Source organism: Pseudoalteromonas sp. UBA2102, from assembly GCF_002331165.1.
GTDB lineage: Bacteria > Pseudomonadota > Gammaproteobacteria > Enterobacterales > Alteromonadaceae > Pseudoalteromonas > Pseudoalteromonas atlantica.
On sequence record NZ_DCYU01000087.1, the window covers coordinates 21,599 to 38,321 of the forward strand.

The 16,723-nt window shown below is 41.9% G+C and carries 9 protein-coding genes; 7 read left to right on the top strand and 2 right to left on the bottom strand.

Features of this window, described 5'->3' with window-relative positions; genetic code table 11:
* The first annotated feature begins 1 nt into the window (after window position 1).
* On the top strand, window positions 2-3,136 hold the full coding sequence (locus tag B2R65_RS11920; protein ID WP_286742910.1) for an efflux RND transporter permease subunit: 3,135 nt from the start codon (window positions 2-4) through the stop codon (window positions 3,134-3,136).
* A gap of 73 nt (window positions 3,137-3,209) precedes the next feature.
* On the opposite strand, the gene B2R65_RS11925 is transcribed toward B2R65_RS11920, so the two are convergent.
* The gene (locus B2R65_RS11925; RefSeq protein WP_054982777.1) at window positions 3,210-4,445 is read right to left on the bottom strand and encodes a TMEM143 family protein; all 1,236 of its coding nucleotides are present in this window, start codon (window positions 4,443-4,445) and stop codon (window positions 3,210-3,212) included.
* Between the two features lie 190 nt (window positions 4,446-4,635).
* On the opposite strand from B2R65_RS11925, the gene B2R65_RS11930 reads away from it, so the two are divergent.
* The 4 genes from B2R65_RS11930 to B2R65_RS11945 all read left to right on the top strand — a co-directional run bounded on the left by B2R65_RS11930 (window position 4,636) and on the right by B2R65_RS11945 (window position 10,762).
* Window positions 4,636-5,220, top strand: coding sequence for a YqaA family protein (locus tag B2R65_RS11930; protein ID WP_029772950.1), 585 nt, complete (start codon window positions 4,636-4,638; stop codon window positions 5,218-5,220).
* Between the two features lie 227 nt (window positions 5,221-5,447).
* Window positions 5,448-6,353, top strand: a complete 906-nt coding sequence (locus B2R65_RS11935; RefSeq protein WP_286742915.1) for a GGDEF domain-containing protein — start codon at window positions 5,448-5,450, stop codon at window positions 6,351-6,353.
* Window positions 6,354-6,506: 153 nt separating this feature from the next.
* The gene (locus B2R65_RS11940) at window positions 6,507-7,868 is read left to right on the top strand and encodes a DUF4397 domain-containing protein (RefSeq protein WP_121637898.1); all 1,362 of its coding nucleotides are present in this window, start codon (window positions 6,507-6,509) and stop codon (window positions 7,866-7,868) included.
* A gap of 176 nt (window positions 7,869-8,044) precedes the next feature.
* Window positions 8,045-10,762 (top strand): DUF2339 domain-containing protein, encoded by a 2,718-nt coding sequence (locus B2R65_RS11945; RefSeq protein ID WP_286742920.1) that lies wholly within the window; start codon window positions 8,045-8,047, stop codon window positions 10,760-10,762.
* A gap of 81 nt (window positions 10,763-10,843) precedes the next feature.
* Here the strand turns inward: B2R65_RS11945 and B2R65_RS11950 are convergent, their stop codons facing one another.
* Window positions 10,844-14,284, bottom strand: coding sequence for a PAS domain-containing hybrid sensor histidine kinase/response regulator (locus B2R65_RS11950; RefSeq protein WP_286742923.1), 3,441 nt, complete (start codon window positions 14,282-14,284; stop codon window positions 10,844-10,846).
* A gap of 392 nt (window positions 14,285-14,676) precedes the next feature.
* Between B2R65_RS11950 and B2R65_RS11955 the strand changes: the two genes are divergently transcribed.
* Entirely contained in the window at window positions 14,677-14,940 is a 264-nt protein-coding gene (locus B2R65_RS11955) for a DUF4212 domain-containing protein (protein WP_004586074.1), read from the top strand.
* Window positions 14,941-14,950: 10 nt separating this feature from the next.
* Window positions 14,951-16,675 (top strand): sodium:solute symporter family protein, encoded by a 1,725-nt coding sequence (locus B2R65_RS11960; RefSeq protein WP_004586075.1) that lies wholly within the window; start codon window positions 14,951-14,953, stop codon window positions 16,673-16,675.
* The last annotated feature ends 48 nt before the right edge of the window (window positions 16,676-16,723 follow it).

The window sequence follows — 16,723 nt, forward strand, 5'->3', positions numbered from 1 at the left end:
CATGATTAACTGGATAGTTTCGTTTGCGGTTAAGCGCCGCATGATGGTGCTTGCGCTCACACTTTTATTTGCTGGGTTTGGCGTATACAACACACAAAATTTAGCCGTTGATGCCGTACCCGATATAACTAATATACAAGTGCAAATAAATACCAAAGCGCCGGGCTTTACCCCGCTTGAAGCCGAGCAGCGCATTACATATTTGATTGAAACCGCAATGGCGGGTATTCCTAAGCTTGATTATACCCGCTCAATTTCGCGTTATGGGCTTTCGCAAGTTACCGTTATTTTTAATGAAGGGACCGATATTTATTGGGCGCGCCAGCAAATTAGTGAGCGTATTCAAAGTATTCGTTCAAACCTACCAGCCAATATTGAACCAAACTTAGGGCCAATTGCCAGCGGGTTAGGGGAGATTTTTACTTACTCTGTGCATGCAAATAACGGTGCATTAAAAGATGATGGCACGCCATTTAATGCAGAAGATTTACGTACCCTGCAAGATTGGGTTATTCGTCCGCAGTTATTAAAAGTAAAAGGCGTTACCGAAATAAACAGCCAAGGAGGTTTTGAGCGCCAGTACCAAGTAGCGCCCATGCCTGAAAAACTACTCGCTTATAAGCTCACGCTAAGCGATGTAATCACAGCACTTAAATTAAATAACAGTAACCAAGGTGCAGGGTTTATAGAGCGTTTTGACGGGCAATATTTAGTGCGCTCACCAGGGCAATTAAAAACCATTGATGATATAGCCAATACCGTAGTTGCTAAGCGCGATGATGCACCCGTTCGCATAAAAGATGTGGCGAACGTGCGTTTAGGCAAAGAGCTCAGAACCGGCGCCGCTACTTATAATGGTAAAGAAACCGTGCTTGGCACCGCCATGATGCTCATTGGTGAAAACAGCCGCGTAGTGGCAAAAGCCATGGCTGAAAAACTTAAAGATGTACAACTTAGCTTACCAGCTGGTGTAGTGGTTGAGCCCGTGTACGACAGAACAACCCTTGTTGATAAAACCATAGACACTGTAAAAACGAACCTGTTTGAAGGTGCGGTGTTGGTGGTTGTTATTTTACTGCTACTACTGGGTAACGTAACTGGCGCATTGATTACGGCCATGGTTATTCCGCTTAGTATGTTATTTGCCATTACCGGTATGGTAGGTAATAGAGTGTCGGGTAACTTAATGAGCTTAGGCGCAATCGATTTTGGTTTAATTGTTGATGGCGCAGTAATTGTGGTTGAAAACTGTTTAAGGCAACTTGGCCTTGCGCAGCATAAACATGGCAGGCTACTTACACTAAACGAGCGTTTAAATGTGGTAACCGCCGCCACTAAAGAAGTGTTCAGCCCAGCAGTATTTGGCATTTTAATTATTATGCTGGTGTATTTACCGTTATTTGCACTGAGCGGGGTTGAGGGCAAAATGTTTCAGCCAATGGCATTTACCGTTGTAGCTGCACTAGTTGGCGCACTTATTTTTGCCGTTACCTTTGTACCTGCCGCTATTGCGGTATTTGTACGCGGTAAGGTGAGTGAAAGCGAAAATGCAGTTATGCGCGGTATTAAAAAAGGTTATAAACCGCTACTTGGCTTATCGCTAAAACTACCGTGGGTGATGGTATGTATTGCGGGTGTTTTAGTGATTGCACTTGGCTTTAAAGTTAAAAATATGGGCGCTGAGTTTTTACCGCAACTAGATGAAGGCGATATAGCCATGCATGCACTGCGTATTACCGGTACCGGTATTGAGCAATCGGTAAAAATGCAAAAAGAGCTAGAGCAAGCCATTTTAGCTAAGCCGGAGGTGGCAAAAGTATTTTCAAAAATTGGTACGCCCGATGTAGCAAACGATCCTATGCCACCTAACGTTGCCGACACCTTTTTAATGTTAAAACCTCGCGATCAATGGCCAAATCCTGCTTTACCTAAAGAAGAACTGGTTAAGCAAATTCGTCATTTAGTCAATGAAGTACCAGGTAACAACTATGAGTTTACCCAACCTATAGAAATGCGCTTTAACGAGCTAATTGCTGGCGTGCGCGCCGATGTGGCTGTGCGTATTTATGGCGATGATTTATCAACATTAAAACAGTTCGGTGAAAAAGCCACAGCCTTGGTACAAAATATTACTGGTGCAACCGACGTACGCCTTGAGCAAATGGAAGGCCTGCCAACGCTTTCGGTAACGCCGCTTCGCGACCACATGGCGCTGTTAGGTTTAACCGTAACTGATATACAGCAAAGTGTAAGTGCTGCTATAGGTGGTGTGCAAACTGGGTTAATTTATGAAGGCGATAAACGCTTTTCGTTATTAGTGCGTTTAGATGAGCGTTGGTCGAGCGATATAACACAGCTTGCGCGTTTGCCTGTAGCTGTGCCAAAAAGTGCTAATCCCGACCTTGCATTTGTACCGCTGGGCGAAGTTGCAAATATTAGTATTAATAAAGGACCTAATCAAATCAACCGCGAAAGCGGTAAGCGTAATGTTGTAGTAACTGCAAATGTAGAAGGGCGCGATTTAGCAAGCTTTGTAAGCGACGCACAAGCCGCTTTAAATTCGCAGCTTAATTTACCTAGTGGTTATTGGATTGAATACGGCGGCACGTTTGAACAACTAGAATCGGCAAGTAAGCGGCTATCGCTGGTGGTACCGGTTACTTTATTACTTATATTTGGCCTGCTTTATAGCGCGTTTAATTCACTGCGTGATTCGTTAATTATATTTAGCGGCGTACCACTTGCCCTTAGTGGTGGTGTGCTTGCGTTACTGCTACGCGATATGCCGTTATCAATATCGGCAGGTGTGGGGTTTATCGCGCTAAGTGGTGTAGCGGTATTAAATGGCGTGGTTATGCTGTCGTTTATTAAGCAGTTAAGAGCCGATGGGCTTAGTTTGATAGATGCAATAAAAACCGGTGCGCTCTCGCGCCTGCGCCCAGTACTAATGACGGCTTTAGTGGCGAGTTTAGGGTTTATTCCTATGGCGCTAAATACAGGCACCGGCGCTGAGCTACAAAGGCCGCTGGCAACGGTTGTGGTTGGCGGAATTATTTCATCAACTCTACTGACGCTATTAATATTGCCTGCGCTTTATAAATTAGTGCATGCAAAATTTAACAAGCAACTTAGTTAGTTGCAGCTCAAAATACAACGTAAAAAGCAGCTGAAGTTTCAGCTGCTTTTTGTTGTTAAGTAAACCATGCAGGTTAATTATATTGAAAAAGATTATCCCAGCGCTCATCCAAAATAGTTTTTGCATGATCTAAATTTATTGCGCTATACACATTGTTAGTGCAGGTTACTAAACGCATCCGGGTGAGTTTTTCAAGCGCATCGCTAATTTCAAAGTCGAGTTCGCATTTATACTTTGTTTTAAACCACGCCTCTATTTGCTCATCAAGCGCCTGTGCGCTTAGGCCACTTTCTGATTTTAGTAAAAACGTATAGGCCAGCAGAGCTTCTTTTATGTCTTCTTCTTCGGCGGCGTCTATAAGGGTATGAAAAACACCGGCATTGTTATCTAGATTTTTAAAGTAGAGGTTATCGCTTAGCGCTTTCATAAATTTAATTTTACGGTTTTTAAATTTACTCCACTCTTTAAAAATAAAGCTGCCAAAAACCCCCATTCCAATAGCAAAGGTAATAAAGTGTTGTTGGGTCATTTCTACGGCTTCACTTCTAAAGCCACCCCAAAAAGCAAATAAAGCAAATAACAATAAAATAGATGCGCCAAGCTTAGTGATTAATACCACAGCACCGCCTACTAAAGCCGATGAGCCAATAATCACTTTATCTATAGGGCGCATACGTACTTCGCTATTTGGAAATAGCATTTCAAGGTCGGCTTTGGGTACATTTTGAAACAGCTTAACTATGGTAGAGCTTGGTTCAAACCCTAAAGGCGTTTTATTTTTAGCCTCAAAGTAGGCTTTATCTTTAAAGCGAATAAACACTGCAACGCGGTCGTAATTGGTAAAGTGCAGGGGCTTTTTACGCAAGCCCCAAAAGCTGGTTATGGTTTCAGTGAGTTGTGATTCGCCACGGCGGTAAAAAACCACTTCTTCAAAGTCGTCAAACTCTACCTCAAGGCGTACTTTAAATAGTGACTCTTCGTTGAGTGCATCTTGCAGGTCTTGATGGGTGATCACTTCAAAGTTAGCTGCATTAAGTACCTTAGCAAAATCTTTAGCAAATTCGCGTTGGCACTGCGCTTTTTGATCAGCTGATACTGGCGCTAAAGATCGCGTATCGCTATTGGGATCAAAGGGCGCGTAGTTATTTTTGAGCGACTCAAGTGTTGAATGGTAATCGTAATGGATAAGGCTTGCTAATAAATCGCAAAATTGTTTAAACGATGTTTGCTCTGAGTTGTTTGTGAGCTCAGCGCTGCACATATCAACAATATCTTGTTTTCTAAAGGGAATAAAACGTGCACTTTGCATAAATTTTAACTGCTTTGGTAGGTATTTAACTGCATTGGCACATAATAAAATATTCTTATAAATATTGCTAATTTGTTAACAGTTGTGTGGCTGTTAAATCTTTAGCTGTTTTCAGCGTGTATTAACGTAAATATGTAAGAATTAACCCATTGAGCAACGGCTTATCATCACAAGCAAAAAAAGGATTTACATGGCTATTCAAAAAAAACTAAAAGAAAAAACACGGCACTTTATAGATTCTAAACATATGCTAACAGGCATTACCGTAGCGTCGTTTTTAGAATCTACGATAGTCCCTATTCCGCTTGAAGCAGTGCTTGTGCCTCTTATGCAAGCACGTCGTGAAAAGCTTTGGTTAATAGCGCTTATGGCAACAGTTGGGTGCGTGATTGGTGCTTTATTTGGTTATGCGCTGGGTTATTACCTGTTTGACGCTATAGGTGACTGGGTTATTGAAATGTTTTCAAGCCAAGAGCAATTTGAAAATGTTAAGCAGCAAATGCAAAGCCAAGGTTTTTGGTTTGTAATGACGCTGGGAATTGTGCCCATTCCGTTTCAAATTGCGATGCTTGCCGCTGGGGCTACAAAATACTCTATTGGTTTGTTTTTATTAGCCTCAGGTATTGCTCGTTCAATTCGCTATTTTAGTTTAGCCGTTGTTGTATATTACGCAGGTAATAAAGCCGAGCAAATAATCAGTAAACACAAAACTAAAGCAATGATTGCTATTACTATTTTAATATTAGCTTTATGGGGCCTTAGCACTTTAATATAGTTTTATACTTAGTTGTTATAAGTAAGCTGCTCAGCGCGACTAAAACTGTGTGGACACTAATGCAAATGTGGGTTTTTAGCTTTGCATTGTATTTGTGTCTGCTTTGCTCAACTCTTTGTATTCAAGGTGGTGAAATAACCCTGCAAGTACAGGGTAAGTTAACCTTTTATAGCGGTTTTTTCTGGTGTGCTATAGTTTGTTAATAACGCATTAAAAAGCGCCATCCTATGATTGAAACTGTAAAACTTACCGTTAGGCTGTCTAACTTTTATAAAATGAGTTGGATAAACAAGGCGGTAAGTATAGCGTTACTGCTCTACATTATTGTTTTCTCACTTTATGCTTTAAATACTTTCCCCCCTTTAGATGTGCAAAATAACGTGTACGGTTTTACTACCGACTTTTGCAATCTCATCGTGCTCGTATTTTTATTTTGGATAGTGCAATGCTCTGAGCTTTCAAAACAAGCGTATGTTTTTTCTACATTGGGTTTATTGCTATGGAGTATGGGCACAACGGCCGATGTAATAGATGAATTAGTTGTGCAGCCCTATTGGATGAGTGTTTATTTTGAAGACTTATGCAGAACCATGGGAATGGTTTTTACCGCCTATGGCTTATTTAAAACCATGCGCTTTGTGCAAAGTATTCATAACCGTTTAGCGCGCGAACTAATTACTGATGACTTAACACAAGTACATAATAGGCGTTATTTTTATCGGCATGTTAAAACTGCCCCTAGTACGCCTTACGTTATTTTAATTATAGATATTGATCATTTTAAGGCTATTAATGATGAGTTTGGACACGATGAAGGTGACTTAGTACTACAGCAGTTAGCTACTAAATATAATCGTGTGTTTGTTAATAACGCTAAATTTGCGCGCCTCGGTGGTGAGGAATTTGGTGGCTATTTGCCTACAGGTAATATAAGCCAAGCGGCTGAATTTTGTGGGCAACTAATAGACATTGCACACAATATTAAAGTTAAACAGGTCAAACCGCTTACCGTAAGTATTGGTATGGCGCTGCAAAGCGCTAACGAGCCCCTCGACAAGGTAATGAAGCGGGCAGACATGGCTTTATACGTTGCTAAAAATAATGGCCGAGATCAATATAAAATAGCCCCTTAAGCTTTCTACGCAAATATCCTTTTTATTTGCACATTTATTACACTTTTAAACGTTTTCGTAAAGAACTGTCAGCGAGGGTAATACTTTGTAAACTATGAAATTAAAATGCAGCAAAGAAGTCATAATAGTGATTTTAATAATAAGGAAACTTTAATGACCAACTCTCTGTTGAAAGCTGCTTTACCTCTAAGTTTAATGTCTATTTTAGTTGGTTGTGGCGGCAGCGACGGCTCAAGTGATACAGGCTACGTACAATTATATAACGGCTCATATAACAGCCCATATACGCGTTTATTTGTAGACGAAACTGAGCGCTCAGGCACTGATTTTGCTGATGTAACCACGCGTCATAATTACAGCACCGGCACTTACGATTTAAGCTTTGAATACTTAGATGCAAACGACAGCTACATTACAATTAGCGAACAAGAAGTATCAATCAAAGGTGACAAAACCGAACTAATTGTAATGAGCGGTAACTTTGACGAACCTACGTTCACAGAGCTAAGTGTGCCCATTTCAAGTGATACAGATGAGTTTAACTTAGGTTTTTACAATATCACCAGTGAAGACACTAGCTACGATATTTACCTAGCAACCGATGATGGCGTATTTGAAAGTGCTGAACTATTTACATCAACACAGTATTTAAGTGAGCTAGATTTACAAACCCTTGATGAGGGTTACTACACAATTTATATCACTGAGGCAGGTAGCACTGATGTAGTGTATGAGTCGGAGTCGGTTTATTTTTACGATGAAGAAAGCTACGTAGCCATGATCCGCCCAAGCTATGCAACAGAAGAAAACGGTATCACGCTCGATATTGTGACTGACAATAACTATGTTACAGCACTAAAGCACCAATCAGCGTTAGGCCAATTGCGCTTTATAAATACCGTTGACGATTACTCGCCAGTTAGCTTTAGCACGACCCGTGGCACTACAGTTAACGATACTAATACGGTAGCAAGCGATACCTACACCGATTACATTGAGCTTTCGCCAAACAGTTACAGCGTTGCAATGTACGACGAAGAGGGCACTAAGCTTGCCGATAACTTTTTAATGACCCTAGAGCGCGAGCAAAGTGCGGTAGGCGTTTTTTACAACGATGTCGATAATGGTTTACGCATGATGAGTGTTGAGGAAAACCTAACACCTAGCAGCTACAGCCATACTATTTCGGTTGTTAACCTAATTGAAAGCTACGCAGGGCAAACAGTAAGCGAAGTTGACGTGTACTTTACCTTAAATGGTGAAACCGTTGATGACGCCACCAATGTAATTGATGGCTTAGATAGATACGATCAAGAAGAAATTGATGTAGATGATGAAGCTTACACTGTGTATGCCGTATACGAAGATAACGGCCAACAAATAGTGTTAATTCAACAAAGCGATATAGATTTTACCGAAGAAGGTAACTATATCTTAATTTTAGAGCACGATGAGACAACCAGTTCAGGCTTTAAAATGAGTGTAACGCGCACAATTACAGACAGCGTAGAATAAGTAACATGTAACACGTTCTAGAAAGTAAAAGCCCTAAGCATTATTGTTTGGGGCTTTTTTTTGCCTGGCTGTAGCGTGATTTTGTTTACATTAAATAAACCCATATATAAGCAGATTGCTATAACTTTTAAAAATTTTAGGTACACTCATAACATAATAAATAAAAAGAGCGTGCCATGGATGAGTTTTTAGGAATAGTGGGTTTATTTGCATTTGCAATAATGGCCGGTGCTATTTGCGGTATTGTCGCAATTGCACAGCTTAGTAATTTAAAGCAAGAAATTACCCAATTAAAAGCAAAAGTACTTAGTTTAGAACTAGCTAACAACGCACAAAGGCACGCTGAAAACGCCGATAAAAGCACCGATAAAAGCACCGCTTGCTCCACAGCTGAACATGCATACACGGCCCAAGCAAATAGTAATGAGGCGACTTTTAATCAAGTTAGTCCTAATCAATCCAATCAGCCAAGTCAGCCTCGTGGGCAGGTAAAAACGTCAGCTTCAGCAATAAAGCCTCCCGCTAATGCTTCTGCCAGTAAGCATAAGCAAGGCAGTAAAAATCTCAAACCCACACTTTTAACTTCTTTTTTTGAAAAACTGCGTAGCGACTTTGAACAAAACTGGATGACCTGGATAGGCGCAATCGCATTGGCGCTAGGCGGTATATTTTTAGCAAAGTACAGTTTAGAAGCCGGGTTGCTCTCTCCTGCAATGCGATTAACTCTAGGTGGTTTATTTGGTGGTGGCTTAATTGCAGCCGCAGCTTATATGCATTACAAAAATAGTGTATTTGAAGGGTTTAATAACTATATACCTGCAGCGCTTGCCAGTGGGGGTTTTATTACGTGCTTTGCACTGACCTTATTAGCGTATAGCAGCTATAACATGATCAGCCCTTTAACAGCATTTGTTGTCCTTGGGGTTATTGCCATAAGTGCGAGCGCTATGGCAATAATGCTTGGCCCAGTATTAGCCGTACTAGGTATTATTGGTGCTTATTGTGTCCCCGTGCTGATTAATACTGGCAGCAATAATTTATTTGCGCTTTATATGTACATTGGGTTTGTGAGCTTATCTGCTGCGCTGGTCGCGCATAAAGTACAGCGTGCATGGCTGTGGTATTTACTTTGGGCGGGGCATTTGAGCTGGTATGTTGTTGGCTTTACTTTAGCTAACAGCAGCAACATTTGGCTTATGGGCACGTATGGGCTATTAAGTGTTATTGGTTTAATTGCCCTGCCACGCTTGGGGTTAAAACTTGCGGTGGTTGAAACTCGCCCACATAGTTTAAAGCGCCTAATAAACGCACTCCCTAGTAACCCTTTAATGCTTGCCTGTATTGTCCCTTTGTTACTGGCTATGCTTTTTGATAGTAATAACTACTTACAGTGGCAAATAATAAATGCGTTAAGCATATCAACATTGCTGTTTTTAGTGCTTAAAAATAGCCGCTGGGATTTATGGCAAGGGGTGGCGATGTTAATAGCTGTACTCTGGCTATTAAGCACGCCTTCCTATTATGTTGATTATTCTGACTCGCTATTTATATTTAGGCACCAATATGGTGGCGCTATATTTTTAGGGTTAGCGCTGAGCGTATATGGGCTTTATTTTGGTATAAAGTGGCAGCCTAAACGATTGGCTTTTCATATTACCGCCTCGTTTAGCGTATTTATAATGATTGCCACCTTATACGCTATAATCCCAAACCATGCGTTGGCCGCAGCCTATCCATTGTGGGCAGTGATACTACTTACAAGTAGCGCCATTTTAATTAGGTGCGCAATAGGTGGCGCAACGCTTTTTCAGCGCTTTACATATTGGGTGGGGGCAAATGCCAACATCACGCTTACTATCACTATGTTATTAAATGACAGCGGGCTAACCATTGCACTGGCTATTCAAGTTTTACTTATTAGCGTGTTAATAAACCGCTATCGGGTGCCTATGCCACATTGGCCAATTAAAGCGCTGGTGGCTGCATTACTACTTCGCCTTACACTGTCACCGTGGACCCCAAGTTACGAGGCGCTTAGTGTATTGGGTGTGCACTGGAGCTTAGTAGTTTATCCTTTGTGTGTGGTGTTATTTTACACTGCAGCCAAATGCTTTAACGCATCGCAGTTAAAAGTTTGGCTTGAAGGCGCAGCGCTGCATTGCTTGGCGTTATTTATTACCACCGAAACCAGCTATCAACTGGTAGGGCACTATCCGCAGTTTGGCTCTTTAAGCTTTTACGAACAAGCTTTACTCACCTGTAATTGGCTTGCGCTGGGTTGTGTATATTTACACCGTGCTCGTATTGCCGGTAGCTTAGCTAAATTATACCAAGTGGCAGGCATAGCATTAGCAGGTGCTGCGGGTGTTACTGCACTGAGAACCTTACTAAACGCTAATCCATTTTTAAGCTCTATTTATATTGGCGAATATTTGGTATTTAATTGGCTATTTTTGCTTTGGTTAGTGCCTGCGGGGCTCGTGCTTTGGCTTTATACGTTAATTAAGCCGCTGTATACAAAAGCTGCGCCATTTATACTCACAGTAGCGGGTTTATTGAGTGTGTTGGCAATTAATGGCTTTATACGCCAATACTGGCAAGGCCCTTATATTTACTTATCAACAGGTGCAAGCAACGCAGAGCTTTATAGCTACTCGGTTATTTGGCTTGTGTTAGGGGCTATTACTGTGGTGCTAGGGCATTTAAAAAATCAGCTATTAATCCAAAAAATAGGCTTAGGAGTATTAGCCGCCGTTATTTTAAAAGTGTTCTTGGTGGATATGGCTAATTTAACGGGGCTTTTAAAAGCGCTGTCGTTTATTGGTTTGGGTTTATCACTAGTGGGGCTAAGCTGGTTATTTCAAAAACTACGCAGCCAAGCCAAACCAGCCTAATAATTTAGGGTTCCAACGCTTTGTTAAGCACATAAATAAGCCCAGCTAATACTGGGCTTATTTTTTGCTGCTAATTGGCTATTACGTGCTGTGATTAAGCAGTGCTTTTAGCTTACCTGGCTTAATAGGCTTACTTAAATAATGAATATTAGCCGCTTTGGTTTCTTGTTTAAGCTCGGTGTCGCGTACGGCGGTTATAAGTATGGCGGGCACTTCGCTTTGCCATGTATCACGCAGTGTTTTTATAAGCGAAATACCATCGCAATCATTACCTAATTGGTAATCCATTAAAATCACATCGGGCGCTGCGTGCTGTTTAGCGTGCGCGAGTACTTTATTTACATCGTCAAACAAGGTGTAATTGGCTTGCCATTTTTTAAGTAAACTGGCCATTGCTGCTAGGTTTTCGGGGTCATCGTCTACCGCGACTATGTTAATCGCGGCGCGGTTTTCTACTAAACTGCTGGCCGTTGCTTTTTGTTGTACAAATTGCGCATCCCCATAGGGTACTTCAATACTAAAGCGGCTCCCTTTACCGGGCTCTGAGTGCACATCAAGCTCTAAGCTAAGTAAATCGGCCATACGTTTTACAACGCCAAGCCCTAAACCAACGCCTTTGTTATCACCCGCTTCTATACGGTAAAAGTCGTTAAATATTTTAGCTTGTTCTATTTGGCTAATACCTGGGCCGGTGTCCCATACTTCTATACGTAAATTATGTTTACGGTTTCTGCATGCTATTAATACTCGCCCTGTTTCGGTGTATTTAACCGCATTAGACACCAAGTTTTGTATAATTCGGCGCAAGTAGGTAATGTCGCTATGCACAATTTGTGCGTTTGAACGCACGGTTAGTTTTAAGCCTTTATCGCTTGATAAAATAGCGTACTCGCTTTGCAGTGGCATAAGTATATCGTTTATACAAAAGTGCCGTGGAGTTGGGGTCATTGCGCCTTGCTCTAACTTGGCAATTTCTAGTAAGGCCGACATTAAATGCACGGTTGAGTCTAAACTGTGGCCAAGCTTATTAAAGCTATTTTGGTTAGTTGTATCAAGCTGCTTTTCATCAATGGCTGCAAGGTATAAACGCGCCGCGTTAAGAGGCTGTAAAATATCGTGGCTAGCCAGTGCTAAAAATCGCGTTTTACTGTCGTTGGCTTGCTCTGCTTCGCGCTTGGCTAAAGTAAGTGCTTGCTCTGTTTTTACTCGGCTATCTATTTGTGCTTGTAAGTCTTTATTAATGGTTTGCACTTCTTGGGTTCGCGCTTCAATGCGGTTTTCAAGATCCATGTTAATTTCTTCAAGCGCATTTTGCGTACTTATATGGTTTGTAATGTCTGAAAAACTCGTTACAAAGCCGCCATCGGGCAGGGGGTTACCTATCATTTCGTACACTTGGCCATTACGGCGGTGGCGAATAAAGTGATGCGAGCTACCATTTTTTAAATGCTGAACGCGTTTTTCTACTTGGCGCTCTATTTCGCCTGGGCCACATTCACCGCGTACTGCGTTGTACCTTATTATATCTTCAATGGGTTGCCCCACTTCTAAAAAGCCGTCGGGGTAGCCAAACATTTGGCTGTAGCGCTTATTCCATGCCACCAGTTTTAAGTCTTTATCGACCACCGAAATACCATGGCTTAAGTTTTCGAGCGAGGTATACAGCAAGTTTTGGTTAAACTGCAGTGCTTGTGTGGTTTCGTCAAAAAAGTTAACCACCTCTTCAAAGGCCATACGTTTACCCGATGAAACCGTACGTATTAGCGCCTGCGCCGAAGACGCCCCTAATACCCCAGTTAACGCACGCTCGCAGTAGGCTATAAATTCGGGCTCGGGGTGGGCATTATTGTCACTTAGCTGGTGCGAAAGTGAAAAGTGCGCCAGTACTTGTTGGCTGCGCTGAATACCTAAAAAGGTTTGCAGCAGTATTTTAAAGTCGTAAACCGTGGCTTTAACATTTTTGTTTAAGCGGCGCGATAAAATAGCCTGATCTTTAGGGTTAACAAATGCAGCGGCCTGGATTTTATCTATCAAGCGCTCTTCTGCCCCTAACGAAAAACTAATATAACAACCAATGTTAGCAAATAAGGCTATCAGAGTGCCGCGTGTAATAAGGGTTTGCTGAAGCTCGCTATCAAGCGCGCTACCGGCATCTAAAATTGGCATCATTAAAAATAATACCCAACAAATAAAACCCGCTAATAGCCCCGCATATACACCATAAGCATGGCCTTTTCGCCAGTAAAGCCCACCCACAATAGCCGGGAGCAGCTGCGTTACTAACGAAAACGCCACCAGCCCCATACTGGCCAGCGCACTACCATGGCCAAACCATTGCTGATAAAAATAAGCCAATATAAGTATGCCGGCTATGGTAAAGCGCCTGACTAATAAAATTTGCGATTTATAACTGCTGGTAATTAAGTTGCGCTTAAATTTACGGCGTAGCATAAGCGGCAGCACTACATCGTTAGAGATCATGGTGCTAAGCGTAAGTGTGGCCACCACGATCATGGCGGTGGCTGCAGAAAGCCCGCCAATAAATACAAAGGTACTTAAAAAAGCTTGGTCGTGAATAAGCGGTAACGCTAATACAAAGCTGTCGGGTGAAAAACTGCTACCAATACTTGGGTGAATTGCGGCAGTAGCAATAGGAATTATCATCGCGGCGGTGAGTAATAAATACAGCGGAAAAGCCCAGCGAGCAGTAAATAAATGGCGTTTGTCTTGGTTATCTACCACGGTGACATGAAATTGTCGTGGTAAACAAATTATTGCCGCGGCAGCCATAAGTGACTGGCCAATAAAGTTAAAACTAAAAAAGTTAAAGTTGCCCCAGTGTTGCCAAATCGACTCTGTGACTTTTTCGCCGCTAAGGGTGGGTAAATTAAATAAGGTGTACAAGGCTAAGCCAGCGACGGCAATAAGCGCAATGAGCTTTATCATTGACTCAAAGGCGACTGCTAGCATAAGCCCAGAGCGGTACTCGGTAACATCTACCTTACGGGTACCAAAAAATATTGCAAACAGCGCCATAATTAACGTGGCGGTGAGGGTAAGCATTTCGCCAGATATTTGATTGCTGTTTTGCAAAAGCAAAAAGCTGGTACTGAGTGCTTTTAACTGCAGCGCAATATATGGAATGGTAGCAAGTAGGGCAATAACAGTGACCAGTATTGCACTGGTTTGACGTTTACCATAGCGGGCAGAAATAAAATCGGCAATGGTGGTAATGTTTTGTTTTTTACTTACTAATACCAGTTTGCGTAAAAAGCCTTGGCCAAAAAAGAACAACAATGAAGGCCCCAATAAAATGGGTAAATAGCTCCAACTACTGGTGGCGGCGGTACCAACCGAACCATAGTACGTCCACGAGGTACAATAAATCCCTAACGATAACGAATACACAAAAGGATGATGGCTAATCCGTTTAGCAAGTGGTGTTGTTTTATCGCCCCAATTAGCAAGCCAAAACAGCACCCCAATATAGCCTAATGCTACAAAAATCAGTACAGCAGTCATGTTGTTATTAAACCTTATTATTTATACCCACACACAATACCAGAGATAACTTTAAGTGTGCGTGCACAATTTTATGCAAAATATTAACGTTGTTTTTATTGTGTTGATTTTAAATGATTATTTTTATTTCTGGTGATTTATTAGACTAATGTCGCATTTTTACACAAAGCCACTTAAATTTTGCCGTTAACGCGCTTAGGCAAAAGCTAACCTACTGAAAATTATGTGTAATTGTATTTTTAAATACAATTGCATTTGCAGTTTACGTAAACGTTAACAGGCTGTTACGACTATGGTCTCACTTCACTCTTCACGCCGCGTTGCTAAATTAATAACCGACTATAAAAAAACCACTCATTGCAATTATGCAATGCTTAAAGGGGAAAATAAAAATGGCTTTTAAAGATGAAGAACAAGCAAAAGCTTATTGGGCAGAAAACATTTCACTACTGTTTAAGTTACTAGCAGTGTGGTTTGTAGTCTCATTTGGCTTTGGCATATTACTGGTAGATGTACTGAATGAAGTACGTTTTTTTGGGTTTAAACTTGGCTTCTGGTTTTCACAACAGGGCGCTATTTACACCTTTGTAGCTTTGATTTTTGTTTACGTTTTCAAAATGAACACGTTAGATAAAAAATACGGCGTAGACGAATAGGAGCTAGGTAATGGATGTTCAAACACTCACATTTATAATTGTTGGTTTAAGTTTTGCGCTTTATATCGGCATTGCAATTTGGGCGCGTGCAGGCTCTACAAATGAGTTTTACGTGGCAGGGGGCGGCGTACCTCCGCTTGCCAATGGTATGGCAACCGCAGCCGATTGGATGAGCGCAGCGTCGTTTATTTCAATGGCGGGTATTATTTCGTTTGCAGGTTACGATGGCGGTGTTTACTTAATGGGGTGGACTGGCGGCTATGTATTACTCGCTATGTGTTTAGCGCCTTACTTACGTAAATTTGGCAAATTCACTGTACCTGACTTTATAGGCGATCGTTACTACTCACAAACAGCACGTGTTGTTGCTATTTTGTGTGCCATCTTTATTTGTTTTACTTACATTGCTGGACAAATGCGTGGCGTAGGCGTGGTATTTTCGCGCTTTTTAGAAGTAGAAATTGAAACCGGTGTTTACATTGGAATGGTGATTGTATTTTTTTATGCGGTACTTGGCGGCATGAAAGGCATTACCTACACGCAAGTAGCGCAGTACTGTGTGCTTGTGTTTGCCTACCTTGTGCCCGCTATCTTTATTTCAATGATGATGACAGGCCACTTCTTCCCGCAAACCGGCTTTGGTGCCACATTGAGTGATGGCTCAGGCATGTATGTACTTGATAAGCTAGACGGGTTAAGCGCAGAGCTGGGCTTTGCACAATACACCGAAGGCTCTAAAAGCATGATTGACGTATTTGCTATTACCGGCGCGTTAATGGTGGGTACTGCTGGTTTACCGCATGTAATTGTTCGCTTTTTCACTGTACCTCGCGTTAAAGATACCCGTATTTCAGCAGCGTGGACACTGGTATTTATTGCTATTGTTTACACTACTGCACCGGCGGTTGCCTCGTTTGCACGTGTAAACATGATTGACACCATTAACGGTAAAGATGGTAGCGGTACAGAGTACGCTCAAGCACCAGCGTGGATCAAAAACTGGGAACGCACGGGCTTAATTACCTTTAATGATAAAAACGGCGACGGCAAAATGTTTTACACCGCCGGCAAGGTAGAAGACCCAACAAGCGCAAACGAAGTAAAAGTAGACCGCGATATTATGGTACTGGCTAACCCTGAAATTGCTGATTTACCAGCATGGGTAATCGCATTAGTAGCGGCCGGTGGTATTGCTGCTGCGCTTTCAACCACAGCAGGGCTATTGCTGGTTATTTCAACATCAGTGTCGCACGATTTACTTAAACGAACCCTTAAACCCGACATAAGCGATAAACAAGAGCTACTCGCTGCACGGTTAGCTGCGATGATTGCCATTGTTATATCGGCTTACTTTGGGATTAACCCGCCTGGGTTTGTTGCATCGGTGGTCGCCTTTGCCTTTGGTTTAGCGGCGGCGAGTTTCTTCCCAGCAATTATTATGGGGATATTCTCTAAAACAATGAATAAAGAAGGCGCAATTGCTGGCATGGTAACCGGTATAGGCTTTACCGCTGCGTATATTATCTTCTTTAAATTTGTAAGCCCTGAGCTTAATAGTCCAGAAAATTGGTTCTTAGGTATTTCGCCCGAAGGAATTGGCTTAGTGGGGATGATAATAAACTTTGTGGTTGCTGCAACCGTACTTAAATTAACAAAATCGACACCGCTTGAAATACAACAAATGGTGGAAGGTATTCGTAATCCTAAAGGGTCAGGTGAAGCACACGCACATTAATGCGCTAAGCCTACTTAAAAATAAAGCACCAAAAGCCCGACTTTAGTC